Genomic DNA, 16,677 nt, shown 5'->3' on the forward strand with positions numbered 1-16,677 from the left:
TTGGCTGGCAGAGCACATCATTCGTATCAAACGGGTCCGCCCGTGAATGAAGGAAGTGCAAAGCCAGTTACTTGCAGGCGGCCTAAGTCACAAATAGGGCCGTGTAAAAGAAGGATGCCGCTGTAGCTCAGCTGGTAGAGCACGTCATTCGTAATGATGGGGTCGGGGGTTCGAGTCCCTTCAGCGGCACCATCCTTCTTTGTTATAGTTGGACCATAAGAGTGCAGATTTGGAGCATAATGCTACCAAACCGCAGTCAATATGGGAAATCCAACACACTTGGGTGTCTTGGTCGACACACTATCCCAAAATAACAATGCAGGTTGCCTGGAAATTCTCTGAAACGCCTCGTCAAACTACCTGCGACTGAAGTCGCAGGGTCTATGCAGCGTCACATCAAGCGGGCGCCATTTGTGGGTCGAATTTATCCCGAGCGAAAAGCATTCAAGCCGATAATTCTCTGCAAATGTCTGATCATGTCTCGAACGTGACATAATCAGACAATAAGGGCGGACAGCCGACCTTCGCCGCAGGAGTGAGCTATCCAAGCTGGCAGGTAGGAAGCAGACATTCAGACCACGCCGAACTCGGGCTTGGCGCTGCACCGCCACAAGGCGGCTTCGAGCTGTATGCGGACCCCGAGACGCGCACGGCGGAAGTGAATCGCCGCACGATCTGCATGTTCGCGGACGACCAGTAAAAGACGATCTCGTGCTGCCGGTTGTCGTTGGGTTGGCTCGTAGCGGCACTGACATCGTTAAACAGCGATGCGCCGGTATAAAAAGGCAGCGGGGCCGGTTGTGAAGGCTCCACGCCCTCGGTAGCATCACCAGAAAATCGCAAATCGCAGAGCACTATGACCTTCAATTTTACTATCCCCACCCCGGGTGAAGCTCTCTCAGTAGAGTTTGACCCAGGCGAGACCGTCATATTCGTCGGCGCGAACGGTGGCGGGAAAACTCGTCTTGCTGTCCATATCGAAAATAACTTGAACGATGTTGCACACCGGGTATCTGCACATCGCGCACTCTCGATGAACCCTGAGGTTCAAAAAATCAGCGAAAGGCAAGCGCTCTCCGGGTTGCGGTATGGATACAAGGGCAACGCGTCACGAGATGCTAACGTTCAATATAGGCTTGGCCACAGATGGGGCGATAAAAGTGCGACCCATCTCTTGAATGATTTCGATTATTTGATTCAAGCGCTTTTTGCCGATCAATCCAACACCTCGTTGAAAGCCTATCATCGGCATAAGCCGGGCGCAGATCACAGTGAAGACAGCTTTGAGATCACCAAGTTCGACAAGCTTCTTGAAATCTGGAACCGACTGCTTCCTCATCGTCAACTTCACATCTCTGGGGATAACATCACAGTTTCCGCCGGTGACGCTGGCGAAACCTACCCTGCCTCAGAGATGAGTGATGGGGAGAGAGCGATTTTCTACATGATAGGGCAAGCACTGGTTGCAGCGGAAGGAACGGTCTTGATCGTCGATGAACCAGAGCTTCACGTTCACCGCTCGATTATGGCTAAGCTGTGGGACGAAATAGAAGCCACTCGAAGGGATTGCGGATTTATATATATTACTCACGACCTCGATTTTGCGGCAGCGCGATCCGCAAAAAAATATGTCATTCGAGATTTTTCGCCTCAGCTCCACTGGATGATTGAAGGGATTCCGGAGAACACCGGATTTCCAGAGGAACTGGTCACACTCATTCTGGGCAGCAGGCGCCCCATCCTCTTTGTCGAGGGCACACATGATAGCCTTGACTACGCAATATACCGCGCATGCTATCCAGAATGGACAGTTGTTCCAAAGGCTTCTTGCTCTGAAGTAATCCATTCAGTGGTTTCAATGCGGGCCAATGCGAGCCTGACCCGAGTAACATGTTCCGGTATCGTGGACGGCGATGACTACAGCGATGATGATGTGGCTTATTTTGAAGGCTTGGGTATTAAGATCATTCCTGTATCGGAGATCGAGAACCTTATCGCACTTCCAGTTGTTTGCTCCGCGATTGCCGAATCTGATGGATTCACTGGGGCTGACTTGCAGAAAAAGCTCGATGATGTCTCCAACGGAATATTCGGCTTACTCGATAGCGATGAAAAGATTGATAAGGTGGTCGCCCGTCATTGCCAAAGGCGTATTGATCGAATGCTGAAGCTGCTCGATTTCTCAGGCTCAACATCGAGTGAAGAACTGATCCGGGATTACAATTCTCGCACTGCGAATCTGGATATTTCTGGAATTGTAGAAACTCGAACACAAGAGATTCGGACTGCCATAGAGAAAAAGGATTTGGCGGCACTGCTGCGCTATTACGACAATAAAAAAGGGATCACCGCAACCTTGGCGTCAGTTTTGAAAGGGACCAGAAGGGAAAACTTTGAGTCGTGGGTTATCAGGGTTCTTGCAGCAAATAGCGTAAGCGGCATAGCAAAAGCTGTGAAAAGCGTTCTTCCAGTTATCGAGCCTCGATAGCTCGAGTCCGTTCTTTCCGCACACCTGACCTCCGACGGCACCCGCAGGACGCATGCGCAGCGAAAGTCCGGTTCAACGGGCCGCGCCGCCGCATCTCCGGTATCGCTTCAACGGCAGCTCTGGGCCGATCGCGTCGATAGGGTGGCGCGGCCCTCGTGATGGGGCTGTCGTACCTCCGCATGACCGGTTTGAGCCCTTCTGCGACATTCGCGTTGCCTCGGCCGGTCGCTAAATCCAACCTTTCTGAAGCTGCAGCCGCCCCCCTTGCAAGGGTTCTCAGCGTTGCTACAATAACGCGAGCAAGATTAGGAAATGGTCATGAAATTCGGTCTCTTGTTGTTTCCGAAACTCACGCAGCTCGATCTGACTGGCCCGCTTGAGGTCTTCAGTCGAATGAATGGTGTTGAAACCGCATTGATCTGGAAGACGCGAGACCCCGTTCCGTCAGACCGTGGTTGCATGCGCATCCTGCCTACGCACACCTTTGACGAGGCCCGAGAGTTGGACCTCATTTTCGTGCCAGGCGGACCGGGCCAGATCGATTTGATGGAGGACCACGAAACGCTGAATTATCTGCGGCTCGTCGCAGAGCAGTGCCAGTGGGTCACTTCCGTCTGCACAGGCTCTCTGGTCCTCGCCGCAGCAGGTCTGCTCACGGGATACCGTGCAACGTCGCATTGGTCTTCGATTGATCAACTTGCCCTGTTTGGCGTCGAACCTGTTGCTGAACGCGTGGTCCGAGACCGAAACCGGATTTCCGGCGCCGGGGTCACATCTGGCATCGACTTTGCTCTGAACATTGCAGCCGATCTACTTGGCGAGAAGGCCGCCCGATCAATCCAGCTCCAGATCGAGTATGATCCTGAACCGCCTTTCAAAGACGGCTCCCCTCGTAGCGCCAACCCCGAGCTAATGTCTCAAATTCGCTCGGACATCGCGCCTTTCATTGCCAGACGACAGCGGGCGTCTGAAGCGGCAGCTCGTGCTTTGCGACCGTCAAAAGAATCTGAGGCGTGACGGAGGCCGACTGGAATATAAACGTCCGGAATGTCCCGCATTGCTGACGTTTGCAGCGGATGTGTCGCGCAGGTTCGGCGCAACATAACACCCGTTGGAGGCCAAAGGCAGCTTCGAGCCCAGACTACCACATGCAGCTAACGCAGCATTCTGCAGATGCAGAAAGGTCGCGCCGGTAATTCCGGCTCTATCCGGGCATTCATCGGGCCGATCTACGCGGTGGTGTCGTTCAAGTGCCACATCACCCAGCGGGCTTCTTCCATCGCGCTGCGCCCGAAGTGCTTGCGGAAGTCACGGCTGAATTGGGAGGCGCTCTGATAGCCGACCTCGGCCGCAACACTGGCAACGGAGCCGTGGTTTCGCGCGATCATCAGACGTGCCTCGTGAAGGCGCATCGCCTTGATGTAGCGGACTGGCGACGTGCCCGTCAGCTGCTTGAAATGTGCGTGGTAGGATGGAACGCTCATCCCCGCCGCAGCCGCCAGATCCGGCACGGAGAGGACTGCAGTGAAGTTCTCCCTTATGCGCCCCAAGCTCTCGACAATCCTTCCGGCGGGGCCCCGCTGACGCAGCGCTGCGCGCAGGGCATCGCCCTGCGGCCCGACGAGCACGCGGTAATGCAGCTCCCGCAGCAGTCCCCGGCCCAAGATCGCGCCTTCCTGGGGATCCGCAAGTGCGGCGAGCACCCTGCCCAAAAGCGCCCGCATTATCGGCTCCATCGGGCTCGAGATCAGGCTCCGGGCTCGCGCAGGCGCCGTCTCTCGCACGGCGTCCAACGCAATGGCGATTTCGGCGGCGAGCTGCAGGTCGAACTCGAGATAGAGCGCCAGCAGAGGGTGTTCGGGATCAGCTTGGGACGCCATGCGGAACGGCACGGGGACCGACACTGCAAGATAGTGATCGGCATCGTAGCGATAGACTTTCCCGTCCAGAAACCCCTGCTTTGCCCCTTGCAGCACGAAGACTGCGCCGGGACGATAAAGGACCGGGACGTCCTCCAGAACGGTTTCGGAGCGCAGGATGCGTAGGCCGGGCAGTGTCGTGCGGTTATACCCCGCAAGGGGCGCGAGCCGGTCCGCCTGACAGGGAAGATCATCGCATTTCATAGGATCGGACAATTCTGAGAGAGGATATGCCGTTACTGGCGCATTCGATCAAGACTATCTGTCAATTCACTAAAACACTCAAGCGAGGGCCTCATCATGTCAGGCAAGACCTTCTTCATTACCGGCGCCAATTCGGGGTTCGGCTTTTCCATTGCCAAGGCGGCATCGGGGGCGGGACACAAAGTCATCGGCACGGTTCGCTCTGATGCAGCGCGGACATCGCTGCTCGAACGTCTGCCCGGCGTTCACACGGTGCTCTGCGACGTCACGGATTTTGATCGCATCGACGGGATCGTCGATCAGGCAGAGGCCGATTTCGGCCCGGTGGATGTTCTGGTGAACAATGCCGGCTACGGGCACGAGGGAGTGCTGGAAGAATCCCCTCTGTCCGAGATGCGGCGTCAGTTTGACGTCAATGTCTTCGGAGCCGTGGCAGTCGCCAAGGCCTTTCTGCCCCGCTTTCGCCAGCGGCGCGCAGGCTTCATCCTCAATGTCACCTCGATGGGCGGCCTAATCACCATGCCCGGGATCGCCTATTACTGCGGCAGCAAATTCGCTCTGCAAGGCATCTCCGAGGTCATGCGCAGCGAGATGGCGCCGTTTGGCGTCCATGTGACAGCTCTCTGTCCCGGTTCATTCCGTACCGACTGGGCAGGGCGCTCCATGGTTCGAACCGAACGCTCCATCGCCGAATACGACCCCCTTTTCGATCCGATCCGCCAGACGCGGCAACAGAAGGACGGGAAGCAGCTGGGCGACCCAGACAAGCTGGCCGCAGCCGTCCTCAACCTTGTGATGTCGGACAATCCCCCGCCGCAACTCCTGCTTGGCAGTGACGCGCTCGGCCTCGTGCAGAGCCGACTGCACGCGATGCTTCAGGAAATCGACGATTGGGAAACGGTCACCTGCTCGACGGACGGCTGGGTCCGCTGACGGATCAGTAGTTCGCGGACGCGGAAGACACTGGCTGCGCCCTGTGTTTCCTCGCTTTTGATCGGGACAAAGCGCATGTTCGGTCGTTGTGCTGCTTCGCAGATCGCCTCGGCATCGTTCGCATCATTTTTCTAACGCTTGACGAACGGCTTCACGTAGGCAGGCGGAATAAGCCGAACGCCGTGGCCGAACTTGGTCAACTCCCGACCCCAGAAATGCGCGCCTCCGCAAGCCTCCATCGCCACAGCGCAAGGCTGAAGCGTTGCAAAGAAATCCAACACCTGCGCACGTCACAGCTTCTTTCTAAGTATGACCTGACCACGAGCATCAGCGCCGTGTACTTTGAACACGTTCTTCGCCAGATCGAGTCCCACAGTGGTAATCTCCGACATAACCGCCTCCCAGAATGGATTGTTGCGATCCCACCTTGGCACAGAGATGCCGTCGGGGGGCGGTTACATCATCAAGCCCGCTCGGAACTGCCCTTGGCTCTCAACGGGTGTTATGTCGCGCCGAACCTGCGCGACACATCCGCTGTAAACGTCAGCAATGCGGACGAAGCCGACCTTTGCTCTACGGCTTTCAGGCTTATGATGTCCGCGCAGAAGAAATGGCGAAAGCTCGACGGCCAGAACCGCTTGCCAGAGGTCATCAGCGCGGTTGAGTTCCGCGAACGGCCTCCGCCAATTTCAAGACGCCGCTTGGTCAAGCGTCACTAACTTTTGTGCATATTTCGGAAGCACCGCTTGGGCGGTGCTGTCCCAATCAGTTCAGTCTCGGTCAGAGAGGTATAATTCGTGTTGCCTGGCGGAGGCAGATGTCATGGTTGCTCGACAAGCTCGACCTTTGACGCCAAAGCGTTCAACGCAATTTTGTGGACGATCTCCGAGGGGGCTGTGCATAGCTCACTTGCCACCAGTATACGGAAGCGATCGGCCGAACGTGATAATGCGGTGAACGCTACGCAATTCTGTGTCATCATCCCACAAAGCAGAAGTTCATCACATTCCCCCAAGTGAGACAGCAAGTCAGTGTCCTGAAACGCATCTGCAACATGTTTGACGACCACGGGCGCGTCCTCGGCAACGCTCAGGATCAAGGGGCTGATTTCTGAGCCGACGGAGCCTTGTGCAAATAGTCCTGAGGGAGATTTGGAAATATGCCTTACTAGGATGATTTTGTCACCTCGATCACGTGAGCGCTTGATGGTATCTGCAATACGTTGCTCGATTTCGTTGACGTTCCACAGTGGTAGGCTGCCACCTTCGAAATAGTCCTTTTGAACGTCGATGACGATTAGTGCTCTAGCCATGAATAAGGTTCCTTTGAGGTATATGCTCAAAGAAATTACACTGAAATGGAATATAGTTTCAGTGGCCCGATGGGCATATTTCGTATATATCGGGCCAATGAAGGTCGCAATTATTGCCTATGATGGGATCAGCCCTTTCATGCTTTCCACGCCGATGGCGGTGTTTGGAGAGTCCTTTCTCACGAGCGGTCATCTCGTAAATGTTTGCTCTTCTGAACCCCGGTTCACCGCCTCAGGAGGTCTAAATATCGAGGCGCCCTGCTCGCTTAAGGAAGCGCGAGGAGCGGACATCGTAATTTTGCCTGGGTGGCGAGATCACGAAGAGGCGGTTCCAAATTCGATCCTAGACGAACTTGGCGCTGCGCATGACAGAGGAGCCATTGTCGTCGGGCTATGTCTCGGTGCGTTTGGTTTGGCGCAATCTGGGATCTTAGATGGAAGGCGCGCCACCACCCATTGGGCCCGATGTGAGGTTTTCAGTTTGCGTTTCCCGCATGTCACTGTTGATAAGAAGGCAATTTTCGTGGACGAGGGAAGCGTGGTCACGTCCGCAGGAATCGCCTCAGGGATCGATTGCTGCCTTCATCTCCTTGCACGCATTTCTGGCACAGGCGAAGCGAATAGAATTGCACGACACCTCGTCGTAGCACCACAGAGGTTTGGGACTCAACCGCAACTGATTGAGCGGTCTGCAGCGGGTACGTCGGCTGATAAGCGCATCGAAGATCTGCTTGATGAAATTCGAGCAGATCCAACCTTGGCTCCGTCACTCGATGATCTTGCTGCTCGGGCGGGTATGAGCAGACGGACCCTGACCCGACATATACGGGCGCGAACCGGTGGCAGTCTAGGGGATTGGATACGACGGTTGCGGTTGATGAGAGCGCAGGAATTGATGTGTGCGGGAATTCGCGGTTTGAGTGGTATCGCGGTCCGAAGCGGTTTTCCCGATGACCATGCATTGCGCGCAGCCTTTAAGACCGAGCTCGGCGTCTCGCCACGCCAGTGGTTGGCTCGACAAAGGTGCAATTAATCTGCGCAGTGAGGTTTTGTGCGCGAGCATAAACATGATTTCAACGCAGAGGGAGAGAGAAAGTGAGCGGAGTTAAACGAGTGAGCGATATCGCGCCAGAGCGACTCGCTGCGCTGAATGCGGGCGAGATCGAGGCCGCGACCCTAACAGAATGCCTCGCAGTGGACTTCGCCAGGCTGATGCAAGCCAGCTTCCCCGAGATCGATCAATCATCGATCAATGAGATGGACGCGGCACAAACACAAGGTATCACGCGGCGCATGTTGCTCGCGGCACGGATCCTGCACGATCAGCTGGGCGCGGATGCATCAACGCGGCTAATCGATCATCCGTCCGATACGGTGAGGGGCTGGGCCTGTTTTGCACTCGGCACACGCGACGATATGGTTCTGGCGACCAAGCTGGACGTAATCCGCCCGCTGGCCGATGATGAGCATTTCGGCGTGCGCGAATGGGCTTGGCTTGCGCTGCGCCCCGAAATTGCCGCGCAGATCGACGCGGCGATCTGCTATCTGACTCCTTGGGTTACAGATCCTTCGGCACGGCTGCGTCGTTTTGCGTGCGAGTCAACCCGCCCCCGCGGCGTCTGGTGCTCCCATATCAAGCCGCTGCGCGAAGATCCGGCGCGCGCTCTGCGCCTGTTGGCACCCCTGCGTGCGGATCCGGCGAAGTATGTGCAGGATTCTGTCGGAAACTGGCTTAACGATGCCGCCAAGGATCGCCCCGATTGGGTACGTGCGCTCTGTCGCGACTGGGAGAATATGAGCCCTGCGCCAGAAACAGCGAGGATCGTCAAGCGCGCCTTGCGCAACATTGGAGGCGCCTGAAACATCGCCACGGCACCTCGAGCATGGGGCTCAACTGCGCAGGAGAGCGTCGATCTCGCCCGGTTTATAGCGGATTTCCTCGAACCGGGCTTCGCCCATCTCATCGATCAGCAAACGCCCGAGCACATCGGCCTTGACATATTCCGTCGCCAGAAGCCCGATCACTGAACTATCGGTGCGGACCGCCTCGACGCTATCACCGGGATGGAATTCAGCCACTAGCGCGTCGCGTCCATCGGCCACAAGTGTCATGAGGCGACGACCCGCCATTCGTTCCATCGCCGAAACCCCGCATACGGTCAGGTCATAAATCATTGGCCCCGCAAGCTGTGCCGTGCCATAAATCGCCAGATGAACGCGACAGCCACGCTGGGCCGCCGCTTCGAAGGCTGGACCAAGCAAGGCAACTTCTTCATCCCAGACAGCCGCGAAAATCACCTTTTTTGCGGCCCCGATCAGCCGCTCGGACATCGACAAGACCGCCCTACGGTCGGGAAGTGACCAAATCATGCCCGGCGTACTCGGGGCTTCGAGCGCAGCCAGTCCGTCGGTCACTGTCTGTGCTGCCTCATCGAGTTTAGCCTTGAGCGCCTCCGAGACCTCATCCCATGGTCGCGCCGCATAGCGCACTGGATCTTCCTGTGCGCTCAACGCAGCGCCTTTATCAATCAGCCGTCCCAGCGTCTCATAGATCTTGGGGGAGGGCACGCCGGATGCCTTGGCCACTTCGTTGCCATTCATCGCGCCCCCGGCCAGTAAAGCACAATAGGCACGCGCCTCATATTGCGAAAAGCCGAGCGCTCCGAGCGAGGTAATAAGAGGATTATCAGCACTCATTTTCATAGCTCGCCATACTTCATTAATTTGCGGAATTTGCAAGGTAGAGGCGCCTCACGATGGGGCCATCGCCTGCGGATCGGCTCTTGCCCGTCGCGCCCCGAAATTGGCGCAGATCAGTGCCACGAAGCATAGCGCCAGACTCCAGAGGCAGAGCCCCTTCCAACCGATATGAGCGAAAAGAACAGGTCCGCAGGCGGCCCCCAGCGTTCCAAGACCATAATAAACCACCATATAGGCACTGTAATCGCGCCCCGCGCGTCCCGGAGTAAGACCAAGAATCAGTGCTTGATTGGTGGCCTGCGCAGCAAAGCTACCGACATCTATAAGGAATATACCGAGAGCTAATCCCCATAAGCTATGTCCAAACACCACAAGCGATACCACCCCAATGATCGCGACGCCTAGGGCGAGTTGCATGACAACGCGCGGACCGAACTGGTCGCTTGCCCTGCCCGCGAATTGCGACGACAACGCCCCAGCCACACCGATCAACCCGAAGCTGCCAGCAACGATCGGCCCAAAGCCGAAGGCAGGCGTTGCGAGATAAAGCGCAAGCACCGCCCAAGTCCCAGAAAACATCGCAAACCATGCACCACCCGCCACAGCCAGAAGCCGTAAGGCTGGAGCGTCGCAAAAAGCCAAGGGCACGGCGCGGAGCAGGCCAAAGACGCGCGTCTCGCCGACCGACTCGTGGACCCGCGGCGCCCAGAGTGCGACAGAGCTGCCCATCAAGAGAGTAACTGCCCCCAGAAGAGCAGTCATCGCCCGCCACCCTAGCGCCTCGCCAAGTGCTCCGCCGACGACCCGCCCCAGCAAGATGCCGAGCGCAATCCCCATCGCGATCGTACCGACGACCCGGCCCCGCTGCATCCCAGCGAGTTTGCTACCGAATGCCGCGCATTGCGCCGCTGCGCTAGCCAACGCCCCGCCTAATGTAGAGGCCAGCAGGAGCACTCCTAGGTTGGACGCTAAAGCCACCGCGCCAAGGCAAAGCGCAAGCCCCGCAAGCTGCCATGCGATCAGCCTGTTCGCGGCGTAGCGGTCCCCCATCGGGACGAAGATAAGCAACCCCGCTGCGTATCCCAGCGACGGGGCTGCTGCGATCCAACCCGCCGCAGAGATCGGAACCCCGAGGCTGGTGCAGACGGCGGGCAAAAGCGGTTGCAAACTGAAATTGCCCGCAATCGCCACACCGGCAACGGTGGTTAGCAGCCAGATCTGGGGGCGCGTTAAAACAACGGGATCGGACATGACAGATCAGGCGTCCTTCATCGCAGTGATTTCGATTTCCACCAGTATGTCTTGGCTCACGAAAGGCTTGACATGCAGCAAGCTCAGCGCGGGGCGGATTTCCGAGAACACCTCACCATGAGCGCGCGCGACATCTTCAAAGAGCGCGATATCAGTCAAATAGATCCGACTTTGCACGACATCTTCAAGCTTGGAACCCGCCTCGATTAATACTTTCTCGACAGAGTAGAGAATAGTGCGCGCCTGCAAATAGGCGTCGCCTTTGCCGATAATCTGGCCATCCGGACCCGAAGCGGCGGTTGCAGAAACAAAGACTATCCCCCGTTTGATGACCGCGCGTGAGTAGCCGACCTTTTGCTCCCAAGGGGAGCCAGACGAAATTCTTTCCATACTACATCTCCTTTTATACTACCTAGGTAGTAATATGAAGATCGGCTTTGAAAACCGCCCTGTCCAGAGCCTACGTTGGGATATCACACAATCTTGAAATTAATGATCCAGCTGTTTCCGTACCTTCTCGACGAGCTCTTGCCACACTGAAAAATTCAATCTTTCGAAATAGTGTTTCGTATGATGAAGGACGGAGTTGTCACGTTAACCGGGTAGCGAATGCCTCCTCGCTGTCTACTACGTGGCATCTCAGCGATGCAGACACCTCTCAGCAGCGACAAGCGGCACCGGTCCCACCCTCGATTGTTGCCTAGGCGGTCTTGCTGTACGTCCGGTTCAATTTAAGTCCGAGAGAGGTCGAGGGGTGCTCCTCGAACTTGCCAGAGACGTCTCCTAAGAAACGGTTCGGCATTGGACGACCAAATTCTGGCTGCAACTCGCGAGGCACCTGCGGCAATACCGGCGGCACCTAATATCTTGATAAAGTCGTGGTAAAGTTTTCCGATAGCAGGTTATGGCTCTGGCGCGCCGTTGATCAACTCGGCGTCGTTCTTGACGAAACCTTCCGGTCCTTACGGGACAAACAAGCCGCCAAACAGCTTTTGCGCAAATTGATAAAACGCACGAGGTCTGTTCCCAAGCCGATATCACGGACAAATTCCGCTCATTTGGCGCGGCCAGACACAGTCACCTTCGTCTTGAACTCTGCGCAATAATTCTCCCATTTGCCAGCTTTACTGTTCGTGCTAGTCTCCATGGTAATAGGGGCGAGCAAGACAATATTTGCCTTGAGGCCGCCTCATGGTGATTGAAGTCTTCAGAGGAAGTGACAGAAATTCAATGTCTTGCGTGATTTCCTGAAATGTATGCGCCATCTCGTCGGATTGATCGTTGAGATAGAAGTTATGCAGCGCATCCTCATAAATCGTGCAACGGTCAGGAACGGATTTCATCCAGTCCTCTGTTGGTATGTTCGTGTCGCGCCCACCAAAAAATACGCTGTTTGCGACTATAATGCTGCTTTCACTCCGTAACCTCGTCGATGAAACGCAAAAAATCTTGGTAAAACTCGCACCGAAAACCGTTGATTTCCAAAGTGCTGTACCACCAGCACTGAACCCTATGCCGAAACTTGGTCTATCTATGAAACTTGCTAGTTTCCGTGCTGCAATATCTATTCCACCTCTGAGAAATAACTGATGATGCAGTTCTTCCCCAGATAAATTCGCATGATCACAAAGATCATTCAGACCTAGGTAGATAATGTCGATATCCTTCCTAAGGATTTGGGGTAATGGGGCGCAACCTTCGGGTTTAAGATTTATATCTTTAACTACGTAAAGCTTATAGCTCATTTAAGATATCTCTCTTGTAGGTCCGATGATAATCTCACTGTTTCAGCGGAAGCCATCTTTATGGGCGCATCAAGTCTCGTGCGGAGGATTTTCTTCCGTTACAAAGATCACGCAGGCCGGTGATACGCATGGCGACGACTTATTGCTGATCTCTCACGAGTGTATTTTTACTCGTAACAGTCGGGCGAGAGGCGCAGGCTGGACCATTGCCTCGCGTCGTGACCATAAATGACTATAGCTCCCTCGCGCACCGCGATGCGCGCAACCTTGCGGGTGCTCTCGCGAATCTTCGTCTCGTTGCCATGTCCCTCGCTCCAGTCTGTGATCCAGATCTGCCGCGTGTCAGGGTCGGCCATCGAGGCATCCATAACAGCATCGACCGCCAGCAGCACCGCCCCTGTCACCGGCAGATGTAGCAGAACGGATTGGTGGCCCGGCACATGGCCGCTCGTTGACAGAAGCTCGACGTTGGGCGCAATCTCGGCATCGCCATCCACAAGTACATAGTTCAGCGCGGGATGATCCCAGGCGGGCCGGGTCTCGGCAAACCGAGGGTGGCCCGTCCGGGCAAGCTCGAAATGCTCGCGCTGAATAAGGAACGTAGCGCTTGGGAAAAGATCGTGATTGCCGGAATGATCGTCATCGAAATGAGAACAGACGACCATGTCGATATCGGCGGGTAAGAGGCCGATCTCCGCAAGCCGCGACGTAACAGTGTCTTCTGGCCGGATGTCCAGCGTCAGCCCTGGCGGATGCCTGGGGGCCTCCACGTAGCTGCGGGGAAAGCCGGTATCGACGAGGATATTCTGGCCGGCGTCGGTTTGAATGAGATAGCCGGGTATGGGCAGACCGCCGGGGTGCATCCGGCCATAAAGGAAGAGGAAGAGTCTCACATTGGTTCCTTGGTCTCTTGGTGTTACGGACGCCATTCGGGGGATGCATTACTCAAGGACGCGTATTGCCCAGTCCGGCGAGGAAATCGCTCAGGAGCGTTCGCCCCTGCGGCCAGCGTCCCACTCCACTGGCGGCGTTGACATGCCCAAGTGCTCCGATCTCGACCAGCTCCGCACCAAGCGAGAAGGCGAAGTTTCTGCCGTAATCCAGAGATCCGAATGGATCATTGGCGCTGATCGCGACCCGTGCTGGGAACGGAAGCGGTCTTAGGGGAACCGGTGCGAATCCGGCGGCTTCATCGGGAAACGGCGAACTGGCGGGATCGGGGGGAGCAACGAGTAGTGCGCCCGCGATCCCCGCTCCCCCTGCAGCCGCCCAGTGTGGCACAAGAAGACAAGCAAGAGAATGCGCCAGCAGTACCGGCGGGCGCGGGGCCTCGGCGATAGCGCGGCTCAGTGCTGCGAGCCAGTCGGCGAGATCGGGTCTGTTCCAGTCGGAAGGCTCAAAGCGGCTCATGCGGGGATCTTCCGCCTGCCAGAGACTCTGCCAGTGATCGGGGCCGGATCCACCGATACCGGGTAGGATGATGATATCAGTCATGTGCTATTCATTCTCTAGGCTGTATAGTCGGGGCCCAGTCCGGGCTCCGACATTGGCGAATTTCTATCCTACTTCATTGCCTTGGCGAGGGCCTCTGTATCTTCATAGAAGTGATAGAGCGTTAGTTTGCCGTCCTCAACGGAGGTGATCAGAGCCCAATCGCTCACGAAGGGCTTGCCGGTGGCGCGGACGGTATGGGCCAGCGTCCCGTAAAGTGCGGCATGGTTGTCGTCGCCAAAGGCGGCCGTTATCTCAAAATCGCCCGGCTCAAGCGTTTCCCCGAAGCCACCGAAGAATGCGGCTGCGCCATCGTGGCCTGTAAATGTGCCATGCATGGCATTGTCGGAGTTTCTGCGCGGGTTGGTCGAGATGAAAACGGCATCAGGCGCTGTCTGGGCCATCGCGGTTTCCATCGCTCCGGAGAAGATCGCGCCAAGGAAAGCTTGGGTGATTTCGACGGCGGTCTGTGCGGCATCGTTCATGGGAAAGTCCTTTCAGTCGGTGATTTGGTTAGAGATCGGAAGGAAAACCGGCGAGCACCAACTTGCCTATGGTGCGCTTGCCCTCAATGTGGCGATGCGCGGCAAGAAGAGTCTGTGCGGTAATCGGGCCGAGTTCTTGCGGTGCCGGTGGTGTTAGCCGCCCGGCGTCGATCAGGGTCGCAACCTTGGCGAGGATCTCGCCCTGTCGTGCGCGGTCGGGAGTGGCGAACATCGCGCGAGTGAACATGAACTCCCATGCAAGACTCGCGCTTTTCTGCATGAGCAGGTTCATGTCGGGCGGCGCATCGAAGGGTACGATGCAGCAGATACGGCCCTGAGGCGCAATAAGCTGTGCTAGTGCGGGGAAATGCCCATCGGGATCGGCGGCGAGCAGTATGAGATCCGGTGCGGGCAGGCCGCGAGTCGCGATCTGCGCGGGCATGTCGGTGGAATGGTCAATCACGGCATCGGCACCCAGAGACAGGCAGCAGTCACGCGAAGCCTCGCGGGACGCCGTAGCGATGACGTTGAGGCCAGGCAGGAGCTTCGCGATCTGGATCGCCATCGAGCCAACCCCGCCCGCACCGCCCACCACGAGCAGCGTCTTGCCGAGCGGTGCATCTGCCTCGCCGGGTTCCGGCAGAGCGAGCCTATCGAAGAGAGATTCCCACACCGTTAGTGCCGTTAGCGGAATGGCGGCAGCTGAGGAGGCCGCAATTGTTTCGGGGCGTCTGGCAACGAGCGCGGCTTCGATCACATGCAACTCCGCATTGCCGCCCGGTCGCGTAAGATCGCCCGCATAGAACACCGCATCGCCGGGTACGAAACCGGCCGCATCGCGGCCCGCCTTGATCACCGTGCCCGCAACATCCCAGCCGAGTACCTGAAACTTGCCGTCATTGGCTTTGCGCATTCGCACCCGTGCGTCGGCAGGATTCACGCTAATGGCTTCGACGCGGACCAGCAGATCGCTCGGCCCCGGCTCCGGGACGGGAATTTCGTGGTCAATCAGCGCCTCAGGCGCGTTGGTAGGGAGAGCCTGCCACAGTCCGACGGCTTTCATGGATGTTCCCTTTCGCTTGTCTGAAAGGAAAGATAGGCTGATAATATGTCGACGTAAGAAGGAGAAAATTGGCATCGTATGGTCAAAAATGCACACAAGGCTCCGCTTTCCTGGGACGACTTACGCTTCTTTCTCGAACTTGTACGCGCAGGCAGCCTGATGGCAGCGGCAGCGCGTCTTTCTGTCGAACATTCTACGGTGGCGCGCCGCATTTCCGGGCTGGAAGCGGCGCTCGGCTTACGTCTTTTCGACAGGTTGCCGCGCGGCTGGCAGCCAACGAGCAACGCAACTCGGCTGATAGCGCGGGCGGAGGCGGTGGAACGTGAGATTTTGGCGCTTGGGCGCTCTGCTTCCAGCATAGATGAGCTGAAGGGCGAGGTTCGGATTTCTGCGCCGCCAGTACTTCTGGCGCTTCTGGTTGCTCCGGGTCTGGCCCGTCTTGGCGTTACGCATCCAGGCATTGTACCGATTATGATCGGTGCGCGCCGTGCCAGCGATCTCGATCGCGCCGAGGCGGACATTGCCCTGCGGCTTGGGCCGGTAAGCGGGCTGGATCTGATCGTCCGGAAGCTAGGAAATGTTCCTTACGGGCTGTACGGGCGTCAGGATCAGATTGAACGGCCCGCCGCAGAGCGTGTTTATATTGGCTTCGACGACAGTATGCCAGACCTGCCGCAGGCTGTCTGGCTCGAAGAGTACGTTCGGAAAGCGGGAGCGCGAATTGGAGTGCGAAGCAACGACATGGCGACGCTTCTCGAAAGCGCGCGGGCCGGCAATGGCATCGCGATGCTGCCGTGCTTCGCTGCGACAGAGCAGCCAGAGTTGACGGAGCTGCCTTGCAACGCTCCGTTCGAGGCGCGTCCGCTTCATCTGGTGATGCATCCAGACGTCAGACGTGCACCGCGGGTGCGCCTGGTCGCGGACCGAGTTGCGGAGCATGTACGGCGGCAGCTTGATCAAAATCGCTAAATGGATGCTGTCCGCATCGAGGTGCGCTTATAGCTACCGCCTTGATCCAGCTGCTCAGCTTGGTTGGGATGAATTCGGGGCCGTAGCACGTCGGGAAGACAACGAAAAGCCCTGGCG

The 16,677-nt window shown here is 57.1% G+C and carries 17 protein-coding genes, 1 tRNA gene and 1 pseudogene; 8 read left to right on the forward strand and 11 right to left on the reverse strand.

Annotation, left to right across the window (positions count from 1 at the left end):
- Nucleotides 1–116 precede the first annotated feature (116 nt).
- From WDB86_RS10130 to WDB86_RS10140, 3 genes are all read left to right on the forward strand, one after another.
- Nucleotides 117–192 (forward strand) — tRNA-Thr (locus WDB86_RS10130).
- 664 nt (nt 193–856) lie between these two features.
- Nucleotides 857–2,488 (forward strand): AAA family ATPase, encoded by a 1,632-nt coding sequence (locus WDB86_RS10135; RefSeq protein ID WP_406735832.1) that lies wholly within the window; start codon nt 857–859, stop codon nt 2,486–2,488.
- 318 nt (nt 2,489–2,806) lie between these two features.
- Nucleotides 2,807–3,505 (forward strand): DJ-1/PfpI family protein, encoded by a 699-nt coding sequence (locus WDB86_RS10140; protein WP_406735833.1) that lies wholly within the window; start codon nt 2,807–2,809, stop codon nt 3,503–3,505.
- Nucleotides 3,506–3,717: 212 nt separating this feature from the next.
- Here the strand turns inward: WDB86_RS10140 and WDB86_RS10145 are convergent, their stop codons facing one another.
- Nucleotides 3,718–4,611, reverse strand: a complete 894-nt coding sequence (locus WDB86_RS10145) for an AraC family transcriptional regulator N-terminal domain-containing protein (RefSeq protein ID WP_406735834.1) — start codon at nt 4,609–4,611, stop codon at nt 3,718–3,720.
- 96 nt (nt 4,612–4,707) lie between these two features.
- Here WDB86_RS10145 and WDB86_RS10150 point away from each other — a divergent pair, with 96 nt between their 5' ends.
- Nucleotides 4,708–5,544, forward strand: coding sequence for an oxidoreductase (locus tag WDB86_RS10150; RefSeq protein WP_339108551.1), 837 nt, complete (start codon nt 4,708–4,710; stop codon nt 5,542–5,544).
- Here WDB86_RS10150 and WDB86_RS10155 read toward each other — a convergent pair.
- Nucleotides 5,532–5,936 (reverse strand): annotated as a pseudogene (locus WDB86_RS10155) (IS110 family transposase); the annotation flags it as partial. The gene WDB86_RS10150 and the pseudogene WDB86_RS10155 sit on opposite strands and share 13 nt — an antisense overlap.
- Nucleotides 5,937–6,364: 428 nt before the next feature.
- Entirely contained in the window at nt 6,365–6,856 is a 492-nt protein-coding gene (locus WDB86_RS10160) for an isochorismatase family protein (RefSeq protein ID WP_339108550.1), read from the reverse strand.
- Between the two features lie 22 nt (nt 6,857–6,878).
- Here WDB86_RS10160 and WDB86_RS10165 point away from each other — a divergent pair, with 22 nt between their 5' ends.
- Both WDB86_RS10165 and WDB86_RS10170 read left to right on the forward strand, forming a co-directional pair.
- Nucleotides 6,879–7,889 carry a GlxA family transcriptional regulator gene (locus WDB86_RS10165; protein WP_406735835.1) on the forward strand — a complete coding sequence of 337 codons (1,011 nt, stop codon included), beginning with the start codon at nt 6,879–6,881 and terminating at the stop codon, nt 7,887–7,889.
- An 80-nt stretch (nt 7,890–7,969) separates the two neighbouring features.
- Nucleotides 7,970–8,716 (forward strand): HEAT repeat domain-containing protein, encoded by a 747-nt coding sequence (locus WDB86_RS10170; RefSeq protein ID WP_406735836.1) that lies wholly within the window; start codon nt 7,970–7,972, stop codon nt 8,714–8,716.
- 30 nt (nt 8,717–8,746) lie between these two features.
- Here WDB86_RS10170 and WDB86_RS10175 read toward each other — a convergent pair whose 3' ends face one another.
- From WDB86_RS10175 to WDB86_RS10185, 3 genes are read right to left on the reverse strand one after another with little or no spacing between them, the layout of a single operon-like run.
- On the reverse strand, nt 8,747–9,595 hold the full coding sequence (locus WDB86_RS10175; protein WP_406735837.1) for a TrmB family transcriptional regulator: 849 nt from the start codon (nt 9,593–9,595) through the stop codon (nt 8,747–8,749).
- Between the two features lie 12 nt (nt 9,596–9,607).
- On the reverse strand, nt 9,608–10,807 hold the full coding sequence (locus tag WDB86_RS10180; protein WP_406735838.1) for an MFS transporter: 1,200 nt from the start codon (nt 10,805–10,807) through the stop codon (nt 9,608–9,610).
- Between the two features lie 6 nt (nt 10,808–10,813).
- Nucleotides 10,814–11,197, reverse strand: coding sequence for a RidA family protein (locus WDB86_RS10185; protein WP_339108546.1), 384 nt, complete (start codon nt 11,195–11,197; stop codon nt 10,814–10,816).
- 488 nt (nt 11,198–11,685) lie between these two features.
- On the opposite strand from WDB86_RS10185, the gene WDB86_RS10190 reads away from it, so the two are divergent.
- Nucleotides 11,686–11,913, forward strand: a complete 228-nt coding sequence (locus WDB86_RS10190) for a DDE-type integrase/transposase/recombinase (RefSeq protein ID WP_406735839.1) — start codon at nt 11,686–11,688, stop codon at nt 11,911–11,913.
- Between the two features lie 30 nt (nt 11,914–11,943).
- On the opposite strand, the gene WDB86_RS10195 is transcribed toward WDB86_RS10190, so the two are convergent.
- The 5 genes from WDB86_RS10195 to WDB86_RS10215 form a co-directional block, all read right to left on the reverse strand.
- Complete coding sequence (locus tag WDB86_RS10195) at nt 11,944–12,552, reverse strand: hypothetical protein (RefSeq protein ID WP_406735840.1); 609 nt, start codon at nt 12,550–12,552, stop codon at nt 11,944–11,946.
- Between the two features lie 167 nt (nt 12,553–12,719).
- Nucleotides 12,720–13,445, reverse strand: coding sequence for an N-acyl homoserine lactonase family protein (locus tag WDB86_RS10200; protein ID WP_339108543.1), 726 nt, complete (start codon nt 13,443–13,445; stop codon nt 12,720–12,722).
- Between the two features lie 52 nt (nt 13,446–13,497).
- Nucleotides 13,498–14,046: an alpha/beta hydrolase gene (locus WDB86_RS10205; RefSeq protein WP_339108542.1), complete on the reverse strand. Its 549-nt coding sequence runs from the start codon at nt 14,044–14,046 to the stop codon at nt 13,498–13,500.
- 68 nt (nt 14,047–14,114) lie between these two features.
- Nucleotides 14,115–14,528, reverse strand: a complete 414-nt coding sequence (locus tag WDB86_RS10210; protein WP_339108541.1) for a nuclear transport factor 2 family protein — start codon at nt 14,526–14,528, stop codon at nt 14,115–14,117.
- Between the two features lie 28 nt (nt 14,529–14,556).
- On the reverse strand, nt 14,557–15,591 hold the full coding sequence (locus WDB86_RS10215; RefSeq protein WP_406735841.1) for a zinc-binding alcohol dehydrogenase family protein: 1,035 nt from the start codon (nt 15,589–15,591) through the stop codon (nt 14,557–14,559).
- 78 nt (nt 15,592–15,669) lie between these two features.
- On the opposite strand from WDB86_RS10215, the gene WDB86_RS10220 reads away from it, so the two are divergent.
- Nucleotides 15,670–16,560, forward strand: coding sequence for a LysR family transcriptional regulator (locus WDB86_RS10220; protein WP_406735842.1), 891 nt, complete (start codon nt 15,670–15,672; stop codon nt 16,558–16,560).
- The last annotated feature ends 117 nt before the right edge of the window (nt 16,561–16,677 follow it).

Source organism: Thioclava sp. GXIMD4215 (assembly GCF_045291555.1).
Classification (GTDB): Bacteria; Pseudomonadota; Alphaproteobacteria; order Rhodobacterales; family Rhodobacteraceae; genus Thioclava; species Thioclava litoralis.

Excerpts from the sequence above, each read along its gene's own strand:
- WDB86_RS10220 (WP_406735842.1), top strand. The coding sequence starts at position 15,670 with ATGGTCAAAAATGCACACAAGGCTCCGCTTTCCTGGGACGACTTACGC.
- WDB86_RS10145 (WP_406735834.1), bottom strand. The coding sequence starts at position 4,611 with ATGAAATGCGATGATCTTCCCTGTCAGGCGGACCGGCTCGCGCCCCTT.
- WDB86_RS10160 (WP_339108550.1), bottom strand. The coding sequence starts at position 6,856 with ATGGCTAGAGCACTAATCGTCATCGACGTTCAAAAGGACTATTTCGAA.
- WDB86_RS10150 (WP_339108551.1), top strand. The coding sequence starts at position 4,708 with ATGTCAGGCAAGACCTTCTTCATTACCGGCGCCAATTCGGGGTTCGGC.
- WDB86_RS10135 (WP_406735832.1), top strand. The coding sequence starts at position 857 with ATGACCTTCAATTTTACTATCCCCACCCCGGGTGAAGCTCTCTCAGTA.
- WDB86_RS10140 (WP_406735833.1), top strand. The coding sequence starts at position 2,807 with ATGAAATTCGGTCTCTTGTTGTTTCCGAAACTCACGCAGCTCGATCTG.
- WDB86_RS10215 (WP_406735841.1), bottom strand. The coding sequence starts at position 15,591 with ATGAAAGCCGTCGGACTGTGGCAGGCTCTCCCTACCAACGCGCCTGAG.
- WDB86_RS10195 (WP_406735840.1), bottom strand. The coding sequence starts at position 12,552 with ATGAGCTATAAGCTTTACGTAGTTAAAGATATAAATCTTAAACCCGAA.
- WDB86_RS10165 (WP_406735835.1), top strand. The coding sequence starts at position 6,879 with ATGCTCAAAGAAATTACACTGAAATGGAATATAGTTTCAGTGGCCCGA.
- WDB86_RS10210 (WP_339108541.1), bottom strand. The coding sequence starts at position 14,528 with ATGAACGATGCCGCACAGACCGCCGTCGAAATCACCCAAGCTTTCCTT.
- WDB86_RS10180 (WP_406735838.1), bottom strand. The coding sequence starts at position 10,807 with ATGTCCGATCCCGTTGTTTTAACGCGCCCCCAGATCTGGCTGCTAACC.
- WDB86_RS10185 (WP_339108546.1), bottom strand. The coding sequence starts at position 11,197 with ATGGAAAGAATTTCGTCTGGCTCCCCTTGGGAGCAAAAGGTCGGCTAC.
- WDB86_RS10205 (WP_339108542.1), bottom strand. The coding sequence starts at position 14,046 with ATGACTGATATCATCATCCTACCCGGTATCGGTGGATCCGGCCCCGAT.